This is a genomic window from Oryzibacter oryziterrae, assembly GCF_021864535.1.
In the GTDB taxonomy this organism is placed as follows: domain Bacteria; phylum Pseudomonadota; class Alphaproteobacteria; order Rhizobiales; family Pleomorphomonadaceae; genus Pleomorphomonas; species Pleomorphomonas oryziterrae.
In genome coordinates this window covers 75,454-99,336 of the sequence record NZ_JAKJIC010000007.1, presented here as the reverse complement: position 1 = coordinate 99,336, position 23,883 = coordinate 75,454, and the positions used below count along the sequence as shown (strand labels likewise).

Below are 23,883 nucleotides of genomic sequence, written 5' to 3'. Positions count from 1 at the left end.
AGTGTTCCCCGCAGACGCGGGGATGAACCGACCTAGCAAATAACCGATGCGTCTCGCCCAGCGTGTTCCCCGCAGACGCGGGGATGAACCGATAGCCGGTTGAACTCGTTACATCATTGGCCGGTGTTCCCCGCAGACGCGGGGATGAACCGTCTGGGCTAAAGGGTCCACTCGCTCGCCAAACGTGTTCCCCGCAGACGCGGGGATGAACCGTCCATTGAGAAGGGCGACCGTCCCGTGAGGGCGTGTTCCCCGCAGACGCGGGGATGAACCGCCGCTCATGGTCCATCAGGCGACCGAAGAAGCGTGTTCCCCGCAGACGCGGGGATGAACCGGCCGCGATCGAGGCGGCTTTAGACGCAGTGCGGTGTTCCCCGCAGACGCGGGGATGAACCGCCAAGCTCGGTCTCCCAGTCTTCGAGGCTGCCGTGTTCCCCGCAGACGCGGGGATGAACCGGCCGATTTCATCACGCTGCCCTGGTCTGACGCGTGTTCCCCGCAGACGCGGGGATGAACCGCTGTTGCCCACCGGCGGATTGCGCTTTTTGTCGTGTTCCCCGCAGACGCGGGGATGAACCGATGTTGTCCGCGACGTCATAGCTTGCCGATGCGTGTTCCCCGCAGACGCGGGGATGAACCGACCAATAACATGAGCTTCAATGCCATCTGCCGGTGTTCCCCGCAGACGCGGGGATGAACCGTGCAAATGCTTCCAGCCGCTCACGAATAGCCGGTGTTCCCCGCAGACGCGGGGATGAACCGTTAGATGATTTAATTAATTTATTTGCGCCTGAGTGTTCCCCGCAGACGCGGGGATGAACCGTCATGCCGATGAGCCTGCAGCTCCTCGGTCGGGTGTTCCCCGCAGACGCGGGGATGAACCGCATTTGTATTTGGTGCCTAACCGCTCAGACGGGTGTTCCCCGCAGACGCGGGGATGAACCGATGTTGTACACGGGCGGCGTTACCACGTCGAAGTGTTCCCCGCAGACGCGGGGATGAACCGAACATCTGATTCTTCCATTCTAAGCGTTACAAGTGTTCCCCGCAGACGCGGGGATGAACCGTGCAGGAGATCATAAAGTAACGCCTCTCTTCCGTGTTCCCCGCAGACGCGGGGATGAACCGGAACCACGCCCGGTCAACTGATCGCGTTCGGCGTGTTCCCCGCAGACGCGGGGATGAACCGCGAGCCACATATTGCTCGTCGCTCAGATCCGCGTGTTCCCCGCAGACGCGGGGATGAACCGGACAGCCTGGACAAGCTGCAGCGCGAGATTGAGTGTTCCCCGCAGACGCGGGGATGAACCGGGCGTAGACCTTGCGCACGTAGACCTTCGAAGGTGTTCCCCGCAGACGCGGGGATGAACCGTCGCTCGCCGCCGCCGGCTACCTGCAGCTCAAGTGTTCCCCGCAGACGCGGGGATGAACCGGTCCGGGGCAGTCACCTCGGGGCGCATATCCTGTGTTCCCCGCAGACGCGGGGATGAACCGTCGCGCGCATCGCGGGTGCTTTCCAAAGCCATGTGTTCCCCGCAGACGCGGGGATGAACCGCCCCAGGAACCGGCAATGGACGATAGGTGATAGTGTTCCCCGCAGACGCGGGGATGAACCGCGTGCCGTTGCTGCTCTCCACGCCCGACAGGAGTGTTCCCCGCAGACGCGGGGATGAACCGGATGTGGATGCCGAGCCCTGGTACAATGCAGAGTGTTCCCCGCAGACGCGGGGATGAACCGGCGGAGGACATGAACGACAAGGAGGTGAACAAGTGTTCCCCGCAGACGCGGGGATGAACCGGCGGTAGCGCGAGCGTCGGCGCCGAAGAGAGTGTGTTCCCCGCAGACGCGGGGATGAACCGAGACTTGAGGCACCCTTTGTCTCTTTCCGGATGTGTTCCCCGCAGACGCGGGGATGAACCGGACCCAAAAAAGTTGGGGCCCCGCGTACGGGTGTGTTCCCCGCAGACGCGGGGATGAACCGGTGTCAACAGCGCTCACCGCCATTGCCAACGCGTGTTCCCCGCAGACGCGGGGATGAACCGTTGCCGGTTCGCTCCACGGCCCCGGCGACCCGGTGTTCCCCGCAGACGCGGGGATGAACCGCCGCTGCACCGGCTGCAATGGTGGCTAGACCAGTGTTCCCCGCAGACGCGGGGATGAACCGTCACAGAGGTGCGAGACAAGGCGCTGGGTGAGGTGTTCCCCGCAGACGCGGGGATGAACCGGTCAAGCCGCCTCGGCAGCCATCAGATCGGCAGTGTTCCCCGCAGACGCGGGGATGAACCGATGCTCTCTTGCCTGACCTGCCAGACGTTCCGGTGTTCCCCGCAGACGCGGGGATGAACCGCCGTGGAACTCGTCCATCTCGGCGTCATAGTTGTGTTCCCCGCAGACGCGGGGATGAACCGAGAGATTTCGATAAACCTTGCATTTCTTCGTAGTGTTCCCCGCAGACGCGGGGATGAACCGGCTGGACGGCCATCCGGCTCGCGTCGAAGCGGGTGTTCCCCGCAGACGCGGGGATGAACCGATTGATTTTGCCTGTCCCAATCGAACCGTTCGGTGTTCCCCGCAGACGCGGGGATGAACCGATGTACGAGATGGCTACTGTAGCATGATCAATGTGTTCCCCGCAGACGCGGGGATGAACCGAACCGGCGCTTGTCGGACTCCTGGTACATCGCGTGTTCCCCGCAGACGCGGGGATGAACCGATAAACGAGCGGGGAGGGGCCCTCGGGCTGCGGTGTTCCCCGCAGACGCGGGGATGAACCGGGCTCTGGCACCAATCGCATCTATGTCGACGGGTGTTCCCCGCAGACGCGGGGATGAACCGCTCGACCGTGCCGAGACGCAACTGTGCGATGAGTGTTCCCCGCAGACGCGGGGATGAACCGATCATAATCGCCGCGCGTTAGCAGATTGGCGCGTGTTCCCCGCAGACGCGGGGATGAACCGGCGGATATCCGCACCTTGCTCACGGGCTATGAGTGTTCCCCGCAGACGCGGGGATGAACCGACCGTGGCGTCACAGGATTACATGAGCGTCTAGTGTTCCCCGCAGACGCGGGGATGAACCGCGGAAGGTCATGGTGTCGAGATGCGGCACCGCGTGTTCCCCGCAGACGCGGGGATGAACCGGCTGCAGACGATGTTTCTGCGGCGGTCAATCGGTGTTCCCCGCAGACGCGGGGATGAACCGTCCGCTGTGTCCTCTGAAATAGTCGCATTAGTGTGTTCCCCGCAGACGCGGGGATGAACCGACCGCGGACAGGCACCACTCGTATTCAACGTGGTGTTCCCCGCAGACGCGGGGATGAACCGCACTGGTCAGGGAATATTGCGTCTATTGCAATGTGTTCCCCGCAGACGCGGGGATGAACCGATCCTGCGCTACCGACCGATCTATCGAGAGTAGTGTTCCCCGCAGACGCGGGGATGAACCGATCCTGACCACCTTCAGAAACTTCACCGTGAAGTGTTCCCCGCAGACGCGGGGATGAACCGCCTGCATCAGCATCTGGTTTTTTGCTTGCTCCGTGTTCCCCGCAGACGCGGGGATGAACCGATGAGCTGTTCGATCGGGATGCGCTGGCGGACGTGTTCCCCGCAGACGCGGGGATGAACCGGGAGTTGGACCCCTTGCCGCCCCTGGTATTGCGTGTTCCCCGCAGACGCGGGGATGAACCGGTCAATCGGGTAGAATCCTTCTTCCCTGAAGAGTGTTCCCCGCAGACGCGGGGATGAACCGCATCCGTGGCTCCGCCTCGCCCTGATTGCCCCGTGTTCCCCGCAGACGCGGGGATGAACCGCCTGATCATGCGCGGCGACCTTGCCCAACAGAGTGTTCCCCGCAGACGCGGGGATGAACCGCCCGCGATCAGCATGTGAAAGCTATGGCATCCGTGTTCCCCGCAGACGCGGGGATGAACCGGACGGTGTGACAACCTACTATGGGGATCCAATGTGTTCCCCGCAGACGCGGGGATGAACCGTGTCAACGGTCCCGTCATCGTGCCGCCGGTGAGTGTTCCCCGCAGACGCGGGGATGAACCGATCTGCGGCGGCGTGCCGAGGCAATCGGCCACGTGTTCCCCGCAGACGCGGGGATGAACCGCCTACCAGGATCTGGCCGACATGATGGCGAACGTGTTCCCGCAGACGCGGGGATGAACCGACACCGCCGACGGCGTGATCCGCTACTCCTGGGTGTTCCCCGCAGACGCGGGGATGAACCGACCTTCGAAAACCGCATAGTGTTGGCAACTGCGTGTTCCCCGCAGACGCGGGGATGAACCGTTGTCGGCGCCGAGCGTATGGAAGCGGGCCGAGTGTTCCCCGCAGACGCGGGGATGAACCGGCGGCGATCACGCCGCTGCTTTCGCCTGACGAGTGTTCCCCGCAGACGCGGGGATGAACCGGGATCGGTGGTGGCCGCCGTCACGCCGGCGCCGTGTTCCCCGCAGACGCGGGGATGAACCGATCCGGAATGGAGTGGTGCGCCGCGTGCTGCAGTGTTCCCCGCAGACGCGGGGATGAACCGGACATAGCCGACGATGCACAAGTCACCGTCGAGTGTTCCCCGCAGACGCGGGGATGAACCGTCACGCCCATACTGCCGGCGCACGCTGCAGAAGTGTTCCCCGCAGACGCGGGGATGAACCGGCCGCCCTTAGGCGGCAGACCGGAGGGTCAATGTGTTCCCCGCAGACGCGGGGATGAACCGAGCTGGCTGAGCTGCTGGCCGATCTGCAGGAAGTGTTCCCCGCAGACGCGGGGATGAACCGCACCAGGCGCTGCATTCAGCCATGCCGGGCTAGTGTTCCCCGCAGACGCGGGGATGAACCGGATTGACACCATGCCTTTCCCTACACCGAAACGTGTTCCCCGCAGACGCGGGGATGAACCGTTGCGAATGGTATCCGGCAATATGATTTTCTGGTGTTCCCCGCAGACGCGGGGATGAACCGGCGTTTGCGTAGCGCTCGCGGTACGACCTGAGGTGTTCCCCGCAGACGCGGGGATGAACCGCAGGCGGCGCGTCTGGTCAGGGTCTTAGATGCGTGTTCCCCGCAGACGCGGGGATGAACCGTCGATATCGAGGGCCAGGCGCTGTTTGTGCAGGTGTTCCCCGCAGACGCGGGGATGAACCGGCCACCGTCGGCACCTATGAGGATGGGCGCATGTGTTCCCCGCAGACGCGGGGATGAATCGATCGATGGGGTGGGAGGAGCGGTGCAAGTTGTTCGGTCTCAGTCGGGAGCAAACTGAGCTTATCCGGCTCATTCAAGGGCAACCGTCACGCTGTGACCTCTCGACTCAATCATTGTTACCCCACTCGCCACACCTCCGCCGGCCGATGCTGCCCGCGCCTCATCTCTCCCGTCGATCTCACCCATCCAGCCTCCAGCACCTCTCGCCTGAAGTTGCGCTTGTCCACCCTCCGGCCGGTGAGGGCCTCCTGGGCTTCCTGCAGCTCGGCCAACGTGAAGCTCTCCGGCAGTAGTCGAGCGGCGAGGGGGCGGTGGCGGGCGAGGTCGGCGGCTTTGGCGAGGGCGGCAGCGAGGATGGACGCGTGGTCGAAAGCGATGGGAGGCAGGTCGGTAGCGGGCCACCATTGCGCGGCCGCGGCGTCGCTGGCAGCTCTGAGGCGGGTGGTTCGGTGATCAACGCAGGCGACATAGGCGATGGAAACCACACGCTCGCGCGGGTCGCGCGTCGGATCCGAGAAGACGCCGACAAGGTCGACCTCGGCTCGAATGCCGGTCTCCTCCTGAAGTTCGCGCATGCCGCAAGCCTCAACGGTCTCATCGGGCCGAAGGAAGCCGCCGGGCAAGGCCCAGGCGCCCTTGTGAGGCTCCTCGCCCCGCTCGATCAGCAGCACGCCCAGCGTTGAACCTTCAAGCGCGAGCACGACGATGTCGGTGGCAATGGCAGGGTGGGGGGGGGCGTAGGTGTACGGTGTTTGTGTCATGTTTACACTTACATTCGGTCGTGTTAGTGTCATTCATACACCAAGATGATCGATCGGACCACAATCGGGGGAGGAATTCCGATGTCCCACGCTGCCGCGCGCACCAGCAAGAACCATCCGTTGCAGATTGCCGAGCTTGTGGTGGGGCCTGGCTTCGGGCGCATCGGCATTACCTTCTGCCCTGGCAAAAAGGATCCGCAGGCGCTGACAGGCGCCTGGGATCGTGACCTCGGGGTGGATCTCGACGCCATCGCCGCCTGGGGTGCGTCCGCAATCGTCACGCTGGTGGAAGCCCACGAGCTGGAAGACCTCAAGGTGCCCATGCTTGGCAGGGAAGTGGAGCGGCGGCACATGGCGTGGCTGCATCTGCCCATTGCCGATGTGACCGCTCCGGGGGCGGCCTTCGAGGCTCTGTGGCATGTGCATGGCCCGGGGATCCGCGCCCGGCTGCGCGATGGCTTCAACGTCCTGGTTCATTGCAAGGGCGGCCTCGGACGAGCGGGAACCATTGCCGCGCGGCTGGCTGCCGAACTGGGCATGGCACCTCAGACGGCGGTCGAACAGGTGCGGGCTGTCCGCAAGGGGGCGATCGAGACAACTGTCCAGTTCGGCCACGTGCTGGCCATCATGCCGGTCATGGAGGCGGCGCCGGCGCAGGACGAGGCGTCTCGCATGGACCGGGCGGTTGGGGCGCTCGTCGGCCTGGCCGTCGGCGATGCACTCGGCACCACGTTGGAGTTCGCCCGCCGTAACGACAAGGCCGAACGCCTGACCGACATGATCGGCGGCGGTCCGTTTCATCTGCAGCCGGGCGGCTGGACCGACGATACGGCCATGGCTCTCGCACTGACCGACAGCCTCCAGGTTTGCGAAAGCTTCGATGCCCGTGACCTGATGCAGCGCTTCGAGGGTTGGATGGCCAAGGGTGACTATATCCATACAGGCGTCTGCTTCGACATCGGCAACACGACGCGCGCGGCAATCCGCGAATGGATGGCGACCGGCAATCCCATGGCCGGCTCGACAGACCCGCATTCCGCCGGCAATGGCAGCCTGATGCGCCTTGCCCCCGTCGCCATCCGTCATTGGAACGACCCTGAGGTTCGGCGATCTGTCGCCGCCGGGCAAAGCCAGACGACCCATGGTGCGGCCGAGGCGGTGGACGCCTGCGTGCTGTTCGCCGATATGCTGGCCGAGGCGATCGCCGGCGCGCCTCGCGAAGCCGTGCTCGCCCCGCGCAGCTTTGCAGGAAGCGAACGCATCGCGGCGATTGCCGCGGGCTGTTGGCGTGGCAAGCACCGCAACGCCATCTCGGGCAGCGGTTACGTGGTCGACGCCCTGGAGGCGGCCCTCTGGTGTATCGGCAGTACGATGTCCTTCCGCGAGGCCATCCTCATGGCCGCAAACTTGCGCGATGATGCCGATACCACCGCCGCAATCGCCGGGCAGCTCGCCGGCGCGCTCTATGGACTCCGGGCCATCCCGCCTGAGTGGCGCGACAAACTCGCCTGGCGTCCGCGTATCGAGGGCATGGCCGAGGGACTTTGGCGGAAAGCCTGTGAATCACGGGCGTGATAATCGCCATCACGGTGAGGGCCGGGGATTATCACGGAAATGCATGGAATATCACGCAAATGGCAGCCCGTTGGACAGACCAGGCGTCGGAGCGGCCGACCGGCCATTGCGCCTCTGCCAGCCTCATCCCTTGAAGACGTGTTGCCGGTGATAGTCGAGATACTTCTGGGCAGGCCAAAGCTCGGGCCGGGCGGGAAGCCGGAGCTTGCGCTCAGGCACCAGCAGGCGGCTCACCGTATCCGGTGCTGTGTTCCCTGCAATCAGCAGGCTGTAGTCGTCATCCACGGATACAAGGCCTCGGTCGAACATCCACTGAATGGTGGCCGATAGGGCCAAGCCATTGGAGACGGCATCTGGACCGCGGTCGGCGACTGGCCGTATGTGAGCGGCCTGTACCTCGGAGCGGCCGCCGCCGTTGATGATCTTGAGGCCGGTCATCGCGCAGGTGTCGATGTAGGCTGCCTTGACGGCAGTCGAGAAGGCGCGCTCGCGGAAAGGACGTGAGACCAGCTGTTCGACGATGCGCCTTTCAACTTCATAGTCCGCTTGGGCGGGGTGGGCAAAACCAGGAACCAGCTCCTCTGGCACATCGCCGTCCGGCCGCATCCGGGGCTCTCGGCCCAAGGTGAACGCCAAGCCAGCCTGCAGGATGCGGTCATATTCAAAATCCGGCAGCTTACGCACGACGCGCCCGAATTGCCCCTTGTTGGTGCTGCCGTCCGACTTGGTCAAAGCCCCTTCATAGGTCGCATCAGCCTCTCTGAACGGTACGGCATGTTCGAACTCAAGATAGTCGCTGACCAGCGCATAGAAATGATCGGCGCGCACCGGGTCAGGGATGATCGCGTCCAGCCTGGCCGTGGCGAAATAGGCCTGCCTGCCGCCCCGGCTCATCACGTCGCCTGAGGCCCGCCTTGGCTCGTAGTAGATGATCCAGTCGCCAAGAGCGGCCTCGACCTGCCGAAGATAGGTGCGCGGGAAATGATAGCGCTCCTCCGGGCGGTCGTCGTAGGTCGGGTCGACCTTGGTGGTCAGAATTGCCTTTGCCATTGCAAAATCATCGCTTCCAGGGCCCCCCTGTCAAGGACATCGGAAGCCCGGCAGCTTCCAGAGCCTGCCGTTTGCGTCCCCGTCACTCCCTCGCCCGCCATGCTCGGGGAATATCATGGAAATGCATGTCAAGGCGAAAGGGTCTCCGCGCCCAAAAAACGCGCGCGCACGCGCGCGAGGAGTTTCTCGCGACCTGATTCGGCACGTGTTCCATCTGCGTTGCATTTGTAACGTCGAGAGGTTACTCAGTTTCAGCGCGTCCCAACTGCTTCAGGCATCGGGGTACCTCTTCCCTTCGGGGGTACAAATGGGGGTATCCTGGAGAGGTTGAGTTATATGGGGCCTGCAGAATCAATTGGTTACCTGGTCTTTTCGAGTCCGGCCTGGGCACCAAGTTTCCTTATCTGGGCGTTCGCGACGGCGCTGGTTATTGTTGCGGACCAGGCGCGAGGTCGGGCCATGAAGATTGTTGATGTCGACCATCCGTTCTATCGGCCGCTCTGGCGGCGTGTGGTGCTGGTGGTGGCGCTTGGCGTCTGGACGGCGATTGAGACCTTTGTGTTTCGCGACAGCACCTGGATGATCATCACCGGCGCCCTGTTTGTCTACGCCGCCCTGTTGTTCCTGGTGCGCTGGCCGCATGGCAGCGAGAAGGCCGATGGGACGAAGGACTGAGCGCCGGTTCATCAACCTTCGCGCATGGCATCACGCGTGTCCGGAAGACTCGTTGTGAAGCGTGGGCTGCGGGCCGCCTGTCTGCGGTCGTTCCGGCGGATCGGTGAACACGTCCCCCATGTCCGGCACTTCCGCTGCGCGGATCCGGACGACGACCATGCTGCCCCGATCCTCGCGACGATGGAACTGAACCTCGCCGTCGTGGGCGCGCACGGCGACTTCCACCATGTGCAGGCCAACGCCCATGCCTACCGTGTTGCCGGAGTTGCTTGCCCGGAAGAAGCGTTCGGTGAGGCGGGCGCGCTCTTCTTCGGGAATGCCGATGCCTTCGTCGGTCACGGTCCATTCAACGATATCGCCGACATAGCTGCAGGTGATCACCACCGGTGCTTCGGGCGGTGAGAATTTGACCGCATTGTCGATCAGGTTGGCCAGCACAAGTTCCAGGTAGGTGGGGTCGAAAAGGACAGTCACCTCCGGCAGGTGCCCGGCGATGCTGATGCTGCGACCTTCCCCCATGAGGGCGAACTTGGTGGCGACGATGTCGCGGGTGAAGTTCGAGAGTTTCACGGCACAGTGCGCCGGCTTGGCGGCAAAGCCGCTGAGCCGGCTGCGATGGGCGGTGATGTCGAGCAGTTTCACCAGCCTGCCGATGGCCCGGTCGATGCGTGTGAAACGCGCCTGGTTGTCGCTCCCCAGCGGGGCCAGTGACATCATGATCGAGGCCGTGTTGGACTTGATGATGGCGAGCGGTGTCTTGAACTGATGGGCAACGACGTCGATGAAACGGATTTGCTCGTGCTTGCTCGCCTGTTCGGCGGCAAGCGCCAGTTCTGCGGTTTCCTTGGCGAGGCGCAGTTCGGCCGTTCGAGTCTCCACAAGGCGCAGCGCCTCGATCTCGGACAGGCGCGACAGCCGGATGGCCTCGTCCTTTGCCTGCTTCTGTTCGTTCCACAGACGATGGGTCTTGATGGCCATGGAGGCTGTCAGGTAGCAGGCGAAGATCAGCACGCCCTTTTGGAAGGCGAGGTCGGTCCAGACTTCGGCGGGGAGCAGCCCCCTTTCGCGCGACAGCAGCACGATGATGCCAGCGAAGGGCGCTGAGAAGGCCACAACGCCGAGCCAGTCGATCATGGCGCGCGAAACGAGGGCCAGGCGGAAACTGCCGATCATGCCAATCAGCAGCACGATGATCGCCGGCGCATAGAGATAGATCATGATCTGCTTGATGCCGACGAAGGGCCAGAACAGCATGCAGGTGCCGGTGACCAGCAGGCAAAACCGGAGGCCGTAGCGCACAAGGCGGGAGGGGCGCGTGTTCAAGGCCCCGGCAACGACGGTCCCCGTCAGGATGATTGTCAGCGGCAGCAGCATTTCGCGGATGAGTTCGCTGTTGAGGCTGCTGGTGATGTCAGGGCCGATGCCGACGGAGCAGATCATGAAGAGGCACATCGCGCCTGTGAATATGCCATAGCGGGCGTAATCGCGGTCGCGGATATAGAGCCAATGGATCAAGTTCAGGATCGTCAGGATGGCGAAGCAGCCAACGAAGAAGCCAATGCTCAGGTTGTAGTATGATACCTGTGTCATAAAGGCGTTGCTGCTGTAGACCGTCCCGTGGACACTGAGATTGGTCCGTGCCCAGACCTTCAGGAAGACCGTAGTAGGACGATCTTCAAGCGGTATGATCTCTGCGGCGCGGACCGCGGCAAAACGGGCTCGAACGGGCAGAGGCGTATCGTTGCCGATCTCTTGCGGAAGGAAGGTCGGGCGTCCCGCGCCATCCTTGCCGTTTTCCACAAATATGGTGATGCCGCTCAGAACGGCCGGCTGAATCGCCAGATACACAGGCGCCGCATTGCCGCGTCCGTCGATCACCATGCGAATCCAGACATCGGCGTCGACCAGTCCCAGAGAGATTGGGGAGACAATCGGTTGGAAGTCCAGCGTGTCGCCGTGATCGAGGATGTCGTCCAGGGTCAGTGACGAGTGCGGTTGCTGGAAAAAGTCGGCATGGCCGATGAGCGACCAGCTTTCCGCCCCATCCGCCAGATTGATTCGTGCGGGTTCTACGGTGGCACCTGCGTTGGTTGCCATCAGGATGGTTGCGATCAGAGGTAAAAGGCGCAGCAGCAGTCGCAACATTGTGTGAAACTCATTGATGCCCGGATTCTCTTTCTTGCCTGCCGCAGGATCCATTGCAACATCGGAGATGGCAGAATCTACGTATACCCTGATTGAGTGCATTTCATGTATGTTACAATCATCGATGCCATGATCTTGCCGACGTAAAACATTGACATCGGGAAAAAATTTCAGATCCTCGCGCCTATGATTTAGTCGATGCAATTATTTGCATTTCAGTTTGAGGTGAGGTATTTGGGCTTAACCCCGAGGGGATGTGTGGCTTTAGGTGGGGCAAAATCGATGCCGCAACACTCCAATGCCTTGACTTGCCGAGGATAAACGATGCCGAGGGTGATTGTTGTCGAGGATGACACCGATTTGCGCGACAGCCTTGTCGACTATCTTTCCCTGGTTGGGCACGAAGTCGTGGGTCTGAGTAGCGGCCTTGATCTGATGATGCGGGTCTCCTCCGAGTCCTTCGATGTCGCGGTGGTCGACGTGAATCTGCCGCACGAGGACGGCTTTTCGCTGATCCGCCAGTTGCGGGCGGAGACCGATCTTGCGCTGATCCTGGTGACGGTTCGGCATTCCACCGATGATCGCGTCAACGGGTATGATTCCGGTGCCGATCTCTATCTGGTCAAGCCTGTGGATTGCCGTGAGCTGGCCGCCGCGATCAACAGCCTTGCGGAACGACGCCGCCCCAGCAAGCCGGGGTTGGCGGGCGCTGACGGCTGGGTTCTCGACCGGGCGGCGCTCGAGCTGGTTGCGCCCGATGGCGCGCGCGTCCGTCTCACGCGGAGCGAGGCCCTGCTGCTCAATCGCATCGTGCTGTCCGGTGGCAACGTTGTCACCCGGGCGGAACTTCAGGCGCTGATCTCGGAACCGGGGAATGCGAGTTCCTCCGGGCGAGCGCTCGACGTCCTCCTGTCGCGCTTGCGCTCGAAGGTGAAGCTCCGTACCGGCACGGCGTTGCCCTTGCAGACCCTGCAGGGTGTGGGTTTTGCCTTTCGCGCCAAGGCCGGGACCGATTGAGGAAAAGCTCCGGTCGCGAAGGCGACCGAAGCTTCCCGAGGGCTGCCGGTTTCAAGGCCCTGGCGAGCGAACCGCAGCCCGACCAGCCGATGCTGATCGCGATCAGCCGTTGGCGATATACTGGCCGCCGTTGATGGTCAGCACGGCGCCGGTCATGAAGCCGGCGATGTCGGACGCCAGATAGGCGACGAGGCCGGCGATCTCCTCGGCCTTGCCGAGACGGCCGACGGGAATCTGGCCGACGATCTTCTTGAGCACATCCTCGGGAACGGCCTGCACCATCTCGGTGTCGATATAGCCCGGGCAGATGCAGTTGACCGTGATCCCCTTGAAGGCGTTTTCCTGGGCGAGCGCCTTGGTGAAGCCGATCACGCCGGCCTTGGCGGCCGAATAGTTGGTCTGGCCCATCTGGCCCTTCTGGCCGTTGATCGAGGAAATGTTGATGATGCGGCCGCTACCGCGGTTGCGCATGCCGTCGATCACCGGACGGGTCATGGTGAACATGCTGTCGAGATTGGTCGACAGGACGGCCTTCCACTGGTCGAAGGTCATCTTGTGGAACATGCCGTCGCGGGTGATGCCGGCGTTGTTGACCAGAACCTCGACAGCGCCGAGTTCGGCCTCGACCTGTGCGAGGCCCGCCTTGCAGGCGGCTTCGTCGGCAACGTCCCACTGATAGACGTGGATGCCGGTCTCTGCCTTGAAGGCTTCGGCCTTTTCGCGGTTGCCGGCGAAGGTGGCGGCGACGGTATAGCCGGCTTCCTTCAGCCCCTTGGAAATGGCGGCGCCGATGCCGCGGGTTCCACCGGTGACGACTGCGACCTTGGACATGGTTTTCCCCTCTTCCGGCTGCGTTTGAACGCGAAGCCAGTTATTTATTGATTGCGATGTTCAAGCCTTGGAGCGTGGTCTGCTCAAGCCACTCAATCTGGCGCAGTCCCCGATCGGCGCCAGGCGCGCGCTCGGGGACTGCAGACAGGGATCAGCGCTCGACGGTCAGCGCAATGCCCATGCCGCCGCCGATGCACAGCGTCGCAAGGCCCTTGTGGGCGTCGCGGCGGGTCATCTCGTGCAGCAGGGTGACCAGGATGCGGCAGCCCGAGGCGCCGATCGGATGGCCGATGGCGATGGCACCACCGCTGACGTTGACGATGTCGGGGTTCCAGCCCATGGCCTTGTTGACGGCGCAAGCCTGGGCGGCAAAGGCCTCGTTGCCTTCGACCAGATCGAGATCGCCGACCGACCAGCCGGCCTTGGCGAGCGCCTTCTGCGAAGCAGGGATCGGGCCGGTGCCCATGACGGCGGGATCGACGCCGGCGGTCGCCCAGGAGGCGATGCGGGCGATCGGCGTCAGGCCGCGGCGATCGGCTTCCGCAGCGCTCATCAGCAGAACGGCGGCCGCGCCGTCGTTGAGGCCCGAGGCGTTGCCGGCGGTGACGGTGCCGTCCTTGGCGAAGGCGGGGCGCAACTTGGCGATGGCGTCATAGGTGGTGCCGGGCTTGATATACTCGTCGGCGTCGACGATGGTGTCACCCTTGCGGCCCTTGATGGTGATCGGAACGATCTCTTCCTTGAAGAAGCCGGCAGCTTGCGCAGCCTCGGCCTTGTTCTGGGAGGCGACCGCATAGTGGTCCTGCGTTTCGCGGCTGATCTCGAAGGCCTTGGCCACGTTCTCGGCGGTGATACCCATGTGATAGCCATTGAAGGCGTCCCACAGGCCGTCCTTGATCATGGTGTCGACCATGGAATAGTCGCCCATCTTCACACCGGCACGCAGATGCGCGCAATGGGGGGCCAGCGACATGTTTTCCTGGCCGCCCGCCACGATGATGGTGGCGTCGCCGACGGCAATCTGCTGGGCGCCAAGGGCGACGGCGCGCAAGCCCGAGCCACAGACCTGGTTGAGGCTCCAGGCAGTCGAGCCGATGGCGAGGCCGGCCTTGATGGCAGCCTGACGGGCCGGGTTCTGGCCCTGGCCGGCCGTGAGCACCTGGCCAAGGATGACTTCATCGATCTCGGTCGGGGCGACACCGGCGCGGGCGGCGACATTGGCGATGACGGCAGCACCGAGGTCATGGGCTGGTGTCGCGGCAAAGGCGCCATTGAAGGCGCCCACAGCCGTACGGCCGGCTGAAACGATGACGATGTCGGTCCTGCTGCTCATTGATTTCCTCCCGGCAGATTGCTTTGCGATCGGTCGCCGTCTTGGCTCGCGTCCGCGGTTCTTGGGAACAGTACAGTCAGCATTCACGCGGATGTCAACTTGGCCGAAGGCGGTGATGTCTCGCGTCGACACCATATTTGGCAGATAACCTGCGCCTGAAGTCGTAGTTAGCAGGCGGAATTTGCTGCTAAGGTCGAACTGCGACATATGCGTATTAGCCCAAATGATGATGGGCGAAAGCCACGAAATGGAGGGTGTTCAATCGTGTCCGAGCAAGTCTTTCCCGTGACGAGGACCGAAGCCGAATGGCGGCAGCGCCTCACCGACGAACAATATCGCATCATGCGGGCGCATGGGACCGAGCCGCCGGGCAGTTGTTCGCTGCTGCGCGAGAAGCGGCAGGGGCAGTTCGTCTGTGCCGGCTGCGACCAGCCGCTGTTTGCGTCTGGCGGCAAGTTCGAGAGCGGCACCGGCTGGCCGTCGTTCAACGATCCGGTCGATGGCGCGGTCGAGACGCAGGTGGACACGAGCCACTACATGGTGCGGACGGAGGTGCATTGCGCCCGCTGCGGCTCGCATCTCGGCCATGTCTTCCCCGACGGGCCGCCGCCCACCGGATTGCGCTATTGCATCAACGGCGTTGCGCTCACCTTCGTGCCGGCGGCGTGATCCGATCTGGCTGCGTTGCAAATGAAAACGCCCGGCAAAGGCCGGGCGTTCCGAGCTTCAGACACGAAGTGCAATCACTTCTTGGTCTTGGCGTTCTCGATGGCCTGCAGGATCAGGCTGCCGGCTTCCTCGGCGTCGCCCCAACCGATGACCTTGACCCACTTGCCGGGCTCGAGATCCTTGTAGTGCTCGAAGAAATGCTCGATCTGCTGCAGGGTGATCTCTGGCAGGTCGGCCGTGCCCTTGATCTTCTCGTAGCGCTTGGTCAGCTTGGACGAGGGGACGGCGATGATCTTCTCGTCATGGCCGCTCTCGTCCTGCATCTTCAGAACGCCGATCGGGCGGCAGTTCATGATGGCGCCGGGGATGATGGCGCGGGTGTTGATCACCACCACGTCGATCGGGTCGCCGTCGTCGGACAGGGTGTGCGGCACGAAGCCGTAATTGCCTGGGTAACGCATGGACGTATAGAGGAAGCGGTCGACGTACATGGCGCCGGCTTCCTTGTCCATTTCATACTTGATCGGTTCGCCACCGAGCGGCACTTCAATGATTACGTTGATGTCATGCGGCGGATTCTTGCCGATCGGTACAGCGTCAATACGCATTTTGGCTCCTGGGGGAAAAATGTGTCCGTCCGGAGAATTTCTTATCCGCAATCGGTTCACAAAGGCAAGTCGGACCTTGTGCGACGCAGCACAGTGAACGTTACGGGATCAATCGGCGTTGATCGGCGGCCAGCCGAAAATGGCCACAGCCAACTCGCGATCGCCAATGGTTTCACCTGATTCAGCCACCGGGCGGCCGCCCAGATGCTCGTAGAAGCCAACGGCCAGGTCATTGGCCTTGACGGCGCGAACGGCGAGGCCCTTGAGGTCGATGCGTTCCAGCGTCTCGAAGGCGGCTTCGAACAGGCGCCGCCCGAGGCCGACGCCCTGAAACTCGGGCGTGACGTAGAGTTCGTAGATCTCGCCACCGAAGGGCAGGTTGTGCATGCGGCTCGGCCCGAGGGTGGCGTAGCCGACGATGCGGTGCTGCACCTCGACCACCAGCATCATGACATTCCGCTTCAGGGCCTTTTCCCACCAGGCCGGGCCCCGGCGCTGGATCATGCGCTCAAGGTCGATCCCGCGCAGGATTCCGCGGTAGGCATAGCGCCAGGCAGCATCGTGGACGGCCGCGATCTCGGCGGCATCCTCGGTTCGGGCGCGACGGACATCGATCGAAACTATGCTCATGGCCGAAGCTTAACTTGGCCCGCCCGCGAGCGGAAGGGGAAAGTTGCAGGCCGGGTGATCAGAACCAGCCGGCAATATGGCCGAGCAATCCCTTGTTCTCCTGCGGCGGCGGCGCGGCAGGCACGCTGACGGCACAGAAGGGCGTTCCCGGGGCGGCGATGGCCCCCGGCGGCGCGCAGGCCGGTTGCGGCTGCTGGGCGGCCATGACCTGCGGAGCGGCGACGCCGGGAAGTGCAGGCGCAGGCTTGCCCGCCTTTGCGGTCACCGGCGCCATAACCGTCGGCGTCCCCACGGCCGGCGCCTGAACGATCGGCGCCGTTGCCACGGGCTGCACCACGGGCTGAGCCGGGGTGTCATCGCCGAAGCCGAAGGAGAACAGGCGCGAGAACGTGGACGACTGCTGCTGCGGCGCATCGGGCTCTGCGAGCGCCATGGCGTGCAGGGCCGAACCGCGCGGATCGGTGGCGGGAATCGGTGCGCCGGTGGCCGGCACAATCACCGGGCCGACGGCGATGCCGGCATCGGGATCGGCGGCGGAGGCGAACAGCGAGTTCAGCACGCCGGGATTGCGCTCGGCGGCAAGCCGGCGCTCTTCGGCCTTGCGCTTGGCTTCCTCGGCGGCCTGGGCGATCTGGATCTTGTGCTCTTCGTCAGCCTTGCGCTTTTCCTCAAGCTCGGCGAACAGCGTGACCGCCTTGGCCTCGTCGGCCTTGGCCTTGGCCTGCAGCGAGGCCAAGAGCGCGGGCGGCTGGCCGAGATCGGCCGGGCAGGCCTCGATGGTGTTCAGCGGCTGAGCGGGATTGGCATTGAACACGTATTTCCGACCGCAGACGTCGACCTTCGGCTCCTGATGGGTCAGCTCGAAGGTGTCATAGCCCTCCTTCAGCATCTTCCAGAAGGGCATGTTGGGGTCGTCCCAGTGCTTGCCCATGTTTTCCGCCGTCAGACGGAAGGGGAAGGCCTGCAGCTGGAAGTATTTCTGGCCGCCCTTGAAGGCGTCGCGCGCCAGCGCATAGATCTCCTGGATCTGCGGGTCGGTCATGGCGTAGCAGCCGCGCGAGGAGCAGGAGCCGTGCACCATCAGCGCGGTGCCGGTGCGTCCGTTGGCGCGGTCATAGGCGTTGGGGAAGCCGGTGTTGAAGGCGAGATACCAGTCCGAGTTGGGGTTCATCAGGCCCGGCGAGATCGGGTAGAAGCCTTCCGGCGCCTGGCGGTCGCCTTCCTTGACCTTGGGGCCGAGTTTGCCTGACCATTTGCAGATCTGATAGCTCTTGAGCAGGGCGTAGCGCCCCGTCTTGTCCATCTTCCAGACTTCGAAGGTGTTCTCTTCCTTGAAGATTCGCATCAGTACTGGCGAGGACGAGCTCATGTTGAGCTTGTCCATCTGCGCCTGGGTGCTGCGCGAGACCGGTCGCTGGTCCTTCGGGCCGTAGCCATAGCCCATCTCGTCGGCCTGACAGGCAGCCAGCAGGGCGGCTACCGTGACGGCGGCTCCGATCCGGGCAATGCGGCTCAGCAGCGGGCGGATCGCGCTCTTGACGGCCGACAATGGACGCGTGCCAACGCTGTCCTGAAGCTTGGAAGAAACGGGCATGATCGATATCTGAGCGGCTTTGTCCAAGGCTTGTTCCAACAGTGCGCGCGATCCGCGCGATTTGCAACTGCCCCCGTCCATAGGCGGAAGATGCGGCAACAGCGCGGCGGTGTGCACCACGCTTTCACAGTACGCCATCCTCATCCGTCATGGTTAGCGAATGGTTACCGCATATAATGCCCGGCGGTGTCCGTGGCATCAAATTTTGTTGCAAGTTGGCGCCCGCGCTCCACCAAGGAGCGGCTGATATCCGGACAAGCCCCTGATCAGACAGGCTGTTTACGCCTTGAGGTCGCGCCCGATGGCCAGGAACTTGGCGTGACGGGCCTTGCGAATCTCGTCGGGCGACTTGGACTTGAATTCGTCCAATGCCTTCTCGATGGCGTTGCCGACAGCGGTCACCACGGCTTCGGGATCGCGATGGGCGCCCCCGACGGGCTCGGCGATGATGCCGTCGATGATGCCGAACTTGGACAGATCCTGGGCTGTGATGCGCATGCCCATGGCCGCGTCCTGCGCCTTGGCCGAATCCTTCCACAGGATGGAGGCGGCGCCTTCGGGCGAGATGACGCTGTAGATGGCGTGTTCGAGCATGAAGACGCGGTTGGCGGTGGCGATGGCAATGGCGCCACCCGAACCGCCTTCACCGATCACCACCGAGACGACCGGCACGCCGGCGCGCAGGCAGGCCTGGGTCGAGCGGGCGATGGCTTCCGCCTGGCCGCGCTCCTCGGCGCCGATGCCCGGATAGGCGCCGGCGGTGTCGACGAAGGAGAGCAGCGGCAGGCCGAAGCGGTCGGCCAGCTCGATGATGCGGATGGCCTTGCGGTAGCCCTCGGGCTTGGCCATGCCGAAATTGTGCTTGATGCGGGTCTGGGTGTCGTGACCCTTTTCCTGGCCCAGCACGGCCACCGGGCGACCGCGGAAGGTGCCGAGGCCGGCGACGATGGCGGCGTCCTCTCCGAAGTTGCGGTCACCGGCGAGCGGCGTCCAGTCTTCGATCAGCTGGCCGACGTAATGCACGGCATGCGGACGGTCCGGGTGGCGGGCGACTTGTGCCTTCTGCCAGGGGGTGAGCTTGGCATAGAGATCGATCAGCGCCTGGGCAGCCTTGGCCTCGAGCTTGGAAATGTCGTCACCGATCGCCACGGCATCGCCGCTCTGCGACAGAGCTTTCAGCTCCTGGACCTTGCCTTCAAGGTCGGCGACGGGCTTTTCAAAGTCGAGGTAGCTTCGCATCCGGTACTCACAATCGTGGCTACGTGCGGGGCCGTCTTCCGGGGAGGGGAAGGGGCCGGCTTCGCGGCGGCGCACACTGGCTTCGGATTGCCGTCCTGTCAACGGCAATCACACCCGAAACGGGGCATTTCTGTGGCTTGTCGTTCGCCTTTTCGGGCGGGACCATAGCACGGGTCGGGTTCGTTGTCCGCGACGTCAGGAGTTATCCTGCCTGTGCCATCGGGTGGTGGTCGGCCACCAGCGCGGCAAGCCGGTGTTCCAGCACATGGGTGTAGATCTGCGTGGTGCCGATGTCGGCATGGCCCAGCAGTTCCTGCACCACGCGCAGGTCGGCGCCGTTGGACAGCAGGTGGCTGGCGAAGGCGTGACGGATCACATGCGGCGACACCTTGGCCGGCGCAATGCCGAGGCTGGCGGCGAGATCCTTCAGTTCGCGCGCAAAGCTCTGGCGCGTCACGTGCCCGCTCTCGCTGAAGGCGGGAAAGGCCCAGGGGCTGCCGGCGTGCTTGCCGGCCTGCCTGAGGCGATCGCGGAAGGCGAGCATGGCGGTCCGCGCCTTGCCGCCGATCGGCACCAGCCGGTCCTTGCTGCCCTTGCCGGTGATGGTGATGGCGCGCGTGTCGGCGCGGACGGCGGTGGCGGGCAGGGCGACCAGTTCCGATACGCGCATGCCCGAGGAGTAGAGGATCTCCAGCATGGCGGCAAAGCGGGTGGCCTTGAGGGCGTCCTGCTCGCTTTCCGTCGGGCGGAGGGCGTTTTCACCCGCCAGATCGAGCAGCCGGCCGACTTCGTCCATGGACAGGACCTTGGGCAGCGCGCGCTGGGCCTTCGGCCGGTCGACGGTGGTCGTGGGGTCGTCAGTGCGGCGCCCCTCGTCATAGAGGAAGCGGTGCAGCTGGCGGATGGCCGACAGGCGGCGCGCCTGGGTCGAACGGGCAAAGCCGCGGTGCGACAGATCGATGAGATAGGCGGCGACGTCCTCGCGTCCGACGGTCATCACGGTGCGTCCGCGCGGGGCCAGAAACGTGGTGTAGTCGTCGAGATCGCGGGTATAGGCGTCGAGCGTGTTCTGCGAGGCGGCGCGCTCGACGCTGGCCGCTTCCAGGAAGGCCTCGATCAGATGCTGGTCGGACATGCTGTCATCTCGCCTCTTGCGGGGTGTTGACCGGGCCGGCGGCTGGCGCGTGCAGGGGGGCGTTGTCCACCGGTTCGGTCATGGGGCGCGTGCGCGGCTGCACCAGATAGGCAAGCGCCAGCAGCACGCCGGCGATGACCAGCGCCCCTAGCAGAACAGTTCTCAGAAAGCGCATCAGCGAAGGCATGGAGCCGATTATGGGCGGATGAGGTTAACGCTCTGCTGAACCTGCAACGTCCCGCCGTCGTCGCGTTCAGCTCATGGAAAGACGGGGGCGAGGACCGCATCCGGGGGTGCACGTCTTGACAGAGCCGGTCCGCCCAACCAAGACACTTATTCATGAACGATCTCGAAACCCTTCCCGCCGGGGATGGCCCGGCCACAGGCGAAGACATGGCCGCACGTGTGCTTCGGCGCCTTGCCGGGCGCTGTGTCGTGCTGGTGGGCATGATGGGAGCCGGCAAGACTTCGGTCGGCAAGCGGCTGGCGACGCGTTTCGGCGTCGAGTTTGCCGACGCTGACGTGGAAATCGAGGCCGCCGCCAAGAAGACGATTCCGGAGATCTTCGCCGAGCATGGCGAGGACTATTTCCGCCAGGGCGAGAAGCGGGTGATCGCCCGTCTCCTGCGCGATCGCTGCCAGGTGATCGCCACCGGCGGCGGCGCCTACATGAATGCGGAGACGCGCAAGGCGATCCACGAAACCGGCATTTCCATCTGGCTGAAGGCCGAGTGGGATCTGCTGTTCGACCGCGTCAAGCGGCGGGCCAACCGGCCGCTGCTGCAGACGGAGGATCCCGAGGGCACGTTGCGGCGGCTCGTGGAGATCCGCTATCCCGTCTATGCGGAAGCTGACATTACGGTACTCTCGCGCGATGTTCCGCACGAGCAGATGGTGGATGCGGTGCTGGCTGCGCTCGATGCGTGGCTCGAAAAGGAAGCCAACGGAGCTTGAACAATGGCGGATGAGGGCAAGACCGGCACGAGTGAAGCGTTGACGGTGCCGGTGGCGCTGGGTGAGCGGTCCTATGACATTGTCATCGGCAAGGGCGTGATCGAGGACGCCGGCCGTCTGATCCGCGCCAGCCTGCCGAAATCCAAGGCCTGCATCATCACCGACTCCAATGTGGCGGCCGTGCATCTGGGCACGCTGGAGAAGGCGCTGCGGCAGGTGGACATTACCGCCAGCGCCATCGTCGTGCCGCCGGGCGAGGCGTCCAAGTCCTTCGACATCTTCGAGCAGGTGATCGATCAGGTGATCGGTGGCCGTTATGAGCGCGGCGATGTCATCGTGGCACTCGGCGGTGGTGTTGTCGGGGATCTCTCCGGCTTTGTCGCCGGCGTCGTGCGCCGCGGCATGCGCTTCGTGCAGATCCCGACGACGCTGCTGGCGCAGGTGGACAGCTCGGTGGGCGGCAAGACCGGCATCAACACCCGGCACGGCAAGAATCTCGTCGGCGTGTTCCACCAGCCCGATCTGGTGCTGGCCGACACGACCGTGCTCGACACACTGCCGGAACGCGATTTCCGCGCCGGCTATGCCGAGGTGGTGAAATACGGCCTGATCGACAAGGCGGACTTCTTCAGCTGGCTGGAGACCAACTGGCGTGAGGTGTTTGCCGGTGGTCCGGCCCGGACGGAAGCCATTGCCGTCTCCTGCCGCTCGAAGGCGGCCATCGTCGCGCGCGACGAGAAGGAGACCGGCGATCGTGCGCTCCTCAATCTCGGCCACACTTTCGGTCACGCCATCGAGGCAGCGGCCGGCTTCTCCACCAAGCTGGTGCATGGCGAAGGCGTCGCCATCGGCATGGTGCTGGCGCATGATTTCTCGGCCCGGCTCAACCAGATGAGCCCGGACGATGCCGATCGCGTCCGTGCCCATCTGCGCGCCGTCGGCCTGCCGACGCGTCTCAGCGAAGTGCCGGGCGGTGTACCCGACGTCCACGGCTTCATGGAGCTGATCGCGCAGGACAAGAAGGTGCAGCGCGGGGCGCTGACCTTCATCCTGTCGCGCGGCATCGGTCAGTCCTTCATCGCCAAGGATGTGCCGGCGGAAGCCGTGAAGTCCTTCCTGGCCGATGAACTTGCCAAGGAATTCCCCGGATGAGCCTGTCCTCCTCCCTGGTCGACGTCACGCTGGTGGCGGTGCCGGTGGCGGTGTTCGTGCTGTTCATGATTCTGCTGTCCGCGGCGGGTGGTGCGCTGCTCGGCGCCAACCGCACCAAGCTGCATCACATGGAGCGGTCGGGGGATCCGCGCGTGGTGCGCCTTGTGGCCCTGACGGCAGACAAGGCGCATCCGGTGTCGGCGGTGCGTCTTGCGCGCCTGATCGCCACGGTGCTGGCGACCGTCTTCGGCATGCGCGCGATCCTCGCCTATGAGGACGACGCCTTCAGCCTGTGCCTCTTCGCTCTGGTGGCCGTGCTCCTGGCGGTCCTGCTCGACATGGTGCCGCGCGTGGTGGCGGCGCTCAGGCCCGAGCGATCGGCCTTGCGCCTGTTGCCGCTGATCGAAGCCTGCAGCCTGGTGCTGGGGCCGGTGATCGACGCCATCGAGGTGATCGTGACGCGGCCGATCCGCGCCTTCCGGGGCGAGGCCAAGGATGAAGAGCTGACGGCCCACGAGGAGCTGCGCGAGGCGGTGGACCTCCTCCATCGCGAGGGCGAGGTGGTCAAGTCCGATCGCGACATGGTCGGCGGCGTGCTCGACCTGCCGGATCTGACGCTGGCCGACCTGATGGTTCATCGCACCAAGATGGTGATGCTCGACGCCGGCCTGCCGACGCGCGAACTCCTGCGCGCCGTGCTCGCGAGCCCCTATACCCGGCACCCGCTCTATCGCGACGAGCCGGAGAACATCGTCGGCGTGCTGCATACCAAGGATCTGGTGCGCGCCATCGATCGGGCCGATGGCGACCATGGCAAGGTGGACGCGGCACAGCTGGCGAGCCCGCCCTGGTTCGTGCCGGACACCACCAATGCGGACGCCCAGCTCAACGCCTTCCTCAAGCGCAAGATTCACATGGCGCTGGTGGTGGACGAATATGGCGACGTGCAGGGCCTCGTCACGCTCGAGGACATCATCGAGGAAATCGTCGGCGAGATCGCCGACGAGCAGGACGTGGTAGTGCAGGGCGTTCGACCTTTCCCCGACGGATCGGCCAATGTGGATGGATCGGTGCCCGTGCGCGACCTCAATCGCATGATGGACTGGCGCCTGCCGGACGACGAGGCGACCACCATCGCCGGTCTCGTCATCCACGAGGCGCGGATGATCCCCGATCCCGGCCAGTCCTTCACCTTCCACGGCTTCCGCTTCCGCGTGCTGCGGCGTCAGCGCAATCGCATCACGGCATTGAAGGTGACACCGGTGGAACGCGTGCGGCGCGACGGCGCCTGACCTGCCGGCG

Annotated in this window: 18 protein-coding genes and 1 CRISPR repeat array (1 of these 19 only partly in view); of the genes, 7 read left to right on the top strand and 11 right to left on the bottom strand. The window is 64.2% G+C overall.

Going from position 1 to position 23,883, the window contains the following annotated elements; translation table 11 throughout:
• Positions 1-5,214: a CRISPR direct-repeat array (repeat unit 29 nt; unit sequence GTGTTCCCCGCAGACGCGGGGATGAACCG); it reaches 2,866 nt to the left of the window's first position.
• Between the two features lie 115 nt (positions 5,215-5,329).
• A complete protein-coding gene (locus L2I41_RS09465; RefSeq protein WP_237153301.1) occupies positions 5,330-5,974 on the bottom strand; it encodes an NUDIX hydrolase in 645 nt (214 codons plus the stop codon).
• Positions 5,975-6,055: 81 nt separating this feature from the next.
• Between L2I41_RS09465 and L2I41_RS09460 the strand changes: the two genes are divergently transcribed.
• Positions 6,056-7,549 (top strand): ADP-ribosylglycohydrolase family protein, encoded by a 1,494-nt coding sequence (locus tag L2I41_RS09460; RefSeq protein ID WP_237153300.1) that lies wholly within the window; start codon positions 6,056-6,058, stop codon positions 7,547-7,549.
• A 123-nt stretch (positions 7,550-7,672) separates the two neighbouring features.
• On the opposite strand, the gene L2I41_RS09455 is transcribed toward L2I41_RS09460, so the two are convergent.
• Positions 7,673-8,599 (bottom strand): HNH endonuclease, encoded by a 927-nt coding sequence (locus L2I41_RS09455; protein WP_237153299.1) that lies wholly within the window; start codon positions 8,597-8,599, stop codon positions 7,673-7,675.
• 459 nt (positions 8,600-9,058) lie between these two features.
• Between L2I41_RS09455 and L2I41_RS09450 the strand changes: the two genes are divergently transcribed.
• Positions 9,059-9,274, top strand: coding sequence for a DUF3329 domain-containing protein (locus L2I41_RS09450; RefSeq protein WP_237153297.1), 216 nt, complete (start codon positions 9,059-9,061; stop codon positions 9,272-9,274).
• Between the two features lie 30 nt (positions 9,275-9,304).
• Here the strand turns inward: L2I41_RS09450 and L2I41_RS09445 are convergent, their stop codons facing one another.
• Positions 9,305-11,623 (bottom strand): sensor histidine kinase, encoded by a 2,319-nt coding sequence (locus L2I41_RS09445; protein WP_237153296.1) that lies wholly within the window; start codon positions 11,621-11,623, stop codon positions 9,305-9,307.
• A gap of 120 nt (positions 11,624-11,743) precedes the next feature.
• On the opposite strand from L2I41_RS09445, the gene L2I41_RS09440 reads away from it, so the two are divergent.
• Positions 11,744-12,436: a response regulator transcription factor gene (locus L2I41_RS09440; protein ID WP_237153295.1), complete on the top strand. Its 693-nt coding sequence runs from the start codon at positions 11,744-11,746 to the stop codon at positions 12,434-12,436.
• A 102-nt stretch (positions 12,437-12,538) separates the two neighbouring features.
• Here the strand turns inward: L2I41_RS09440 and phbB are convergent, their stop codons facing one another.
• Together phbB and L2I41_RS09430 are read right to left on the bottom strand one after the other, a co-directional pair.
• Positions 12,539-13,267 carry an acetoacetyl-CoA reductase gene (gene phbB, locus L2I41_RS09435; RefSeq protein ID WP_237153294.1) on the bottom strand — a complete coding sequence of 243 codons (729 nt, stop codon included), beginning with the start codon at positions 13,265-13,267 and terminating at the stop codon, positions 12,539-12,541.
• A gap of 151 nt (positions 13,268-13,418) precedes the next feature.
• The gene (locus L2I41_RS09430; RefSeq protein WP_237153293.1) at positions 13,419-14,600 is read right to left on the bottom strand and encodes an acetyl-CoA C-acetyltransferase; all 1,182 of its coding nucleotides are present in this window, start codon (positions 14,598-14,600) and stop codon (positions 13,419-13,421) included.
• A 264-nt stretch (positions 14,601-14,864) separates the two neighbouring features.
• Here L2I41_RS09430 and msrB point away from each other — a divergent pair, with 264 nt between their 5' ends.
• Positions 14,865-15,269 (top strand): peptide-methionine (R)-S-oxide reductase MsrB, encoded by a 405-nt coding sequence (gene msrB / locus L2I41_RS09425; protein WP_237153292.1) that lies wholly within the window; start codon positions 14,865-14,867, stop codon positions 15,267-15,269.
• Positions 15,270-15,343: 74 nt separating this feature from the next.
• Here the strand turns inward: msrB and ppa are convergent, their stop codons facing one another.
• The 6 genes from ppa to L2I41_RS09395 form a co-directional block, all read right to left on the bottom strand.
• Positions 15,344-15,877, bottom strand: a complete 534-nt coding sequence (gene ppa, locus L2I41_RS09420) for an inorganic diphosphatase (RefSeq protein WP_237153291.1) — start codon at positions 15,875-15,877, stop codon at positions 15,344-15,346.
• A gap of 108 nt (positions 15,878-15,985) precedes the next feature.
• A complete protein-coding gene (locus tag L2I41_RS09415; protein ID WP_237153290.1) occupies positions 15,986-16,507 on the bottom strand; it encodes a GNAT family N-acetyltransferase in 522 nt (173 codons plus the stop codon).
• A gap of 58 nt (positions 16,508-16,565) precedes the next feature.
• Complete coding sequence (locus L2I41_RS09410) at positions 16,566-18,101, bottom strand: L,D-transpeptidase family protein (RefSeq protein WP_237153289.1); 1,536 nt, start codon at positions 18,099-18,101, stop codon at positions 16,566-16,568.
• Between the two features lie 279 nt (positions 18,102-18,380).
• On the bottom strand, positions 18,381-19,340 hold the full coding sequence (locus tag L2I41_RS09405) for an acetyl-CoA carboxylase carboxyltransferase subunit alpha (protein WP_237153288.1): 960 nt from the start codon (positions 19,338-19,340) through the stop codon (positions 18,381-18,383).
• A 202-nt stretch (positions 19,341-19,542) separates the two neighbouring features.
• Complete coding sequence (locus L2I41_RS09400) at positions 19,543-20,475, bottom strand: site-specific tyrosine recombinase XerD (protein ID WP_237153287.1); 933 nt, start codon at positions 20,473-20,475, stop codon at positions 19,543-19,545.
• A gap of 4 nt (positions 20,476-20,479) precedes the next feature.
• Entirely contained in the window at positions 20,480-20,662 is a 183-nt protein-coding gene (locus tag L2I41_RS09395) for a hypothetical protein (RefSeq protein WP_237153286.1), read from the bottom strand.
• Between the two features lie 152 nt (positions 20,663-20,814).
• Here L2I41_RS09395 and L2I41_RS09390 point away from each other — a divergent pair, with 152 nt between their 5' ends.
• Genes L2I41_RS09390 through L2I41_RS09380 form a run of 3 tightly spaced genes read left to right on the top strand, consistent with a single transcriptional unit; the run spans position 20,815 to position 23,873 of the window.
• On the top strand, positions 20,815-21,429 hold the full coding sequence (locus tag L2I41_RS09390) for a shikimate kinase (protein ID WP_237153285.1): 615 nt from the start codon (positions 20,815-20,817) through the stop codon (positions 21,427-21,429).
• 3 nt (positions 21,430-21,432) lie between these two features.
• Positions 21,433-22,581, top strand: coding sequence for a 3-dehydroquinate synthase (aroB, locus tag L2I41_RS09385; protein ID WP_237153284.1), 1,149 nt, complete (start codon positions 21,433-21,435; stop codon positions 22,579-22,581).
• Positions 22,578-23,873, top strand: a complete 1,296-nt coding sequence (locus L2I41_RS09380) for an HlyC/CorC family transporter (protein ID WP_237153283.1) — start codon at positions 22,578-22,580, stop codon at positions 23,871-23,873. Before aroB ends, L2I41_RS09380 begins: the two co-directional genes overlap by 4 nt.
• The last annotated feature ends 10 nt before the right edge of the window (positions 23,874-23,883 follow it).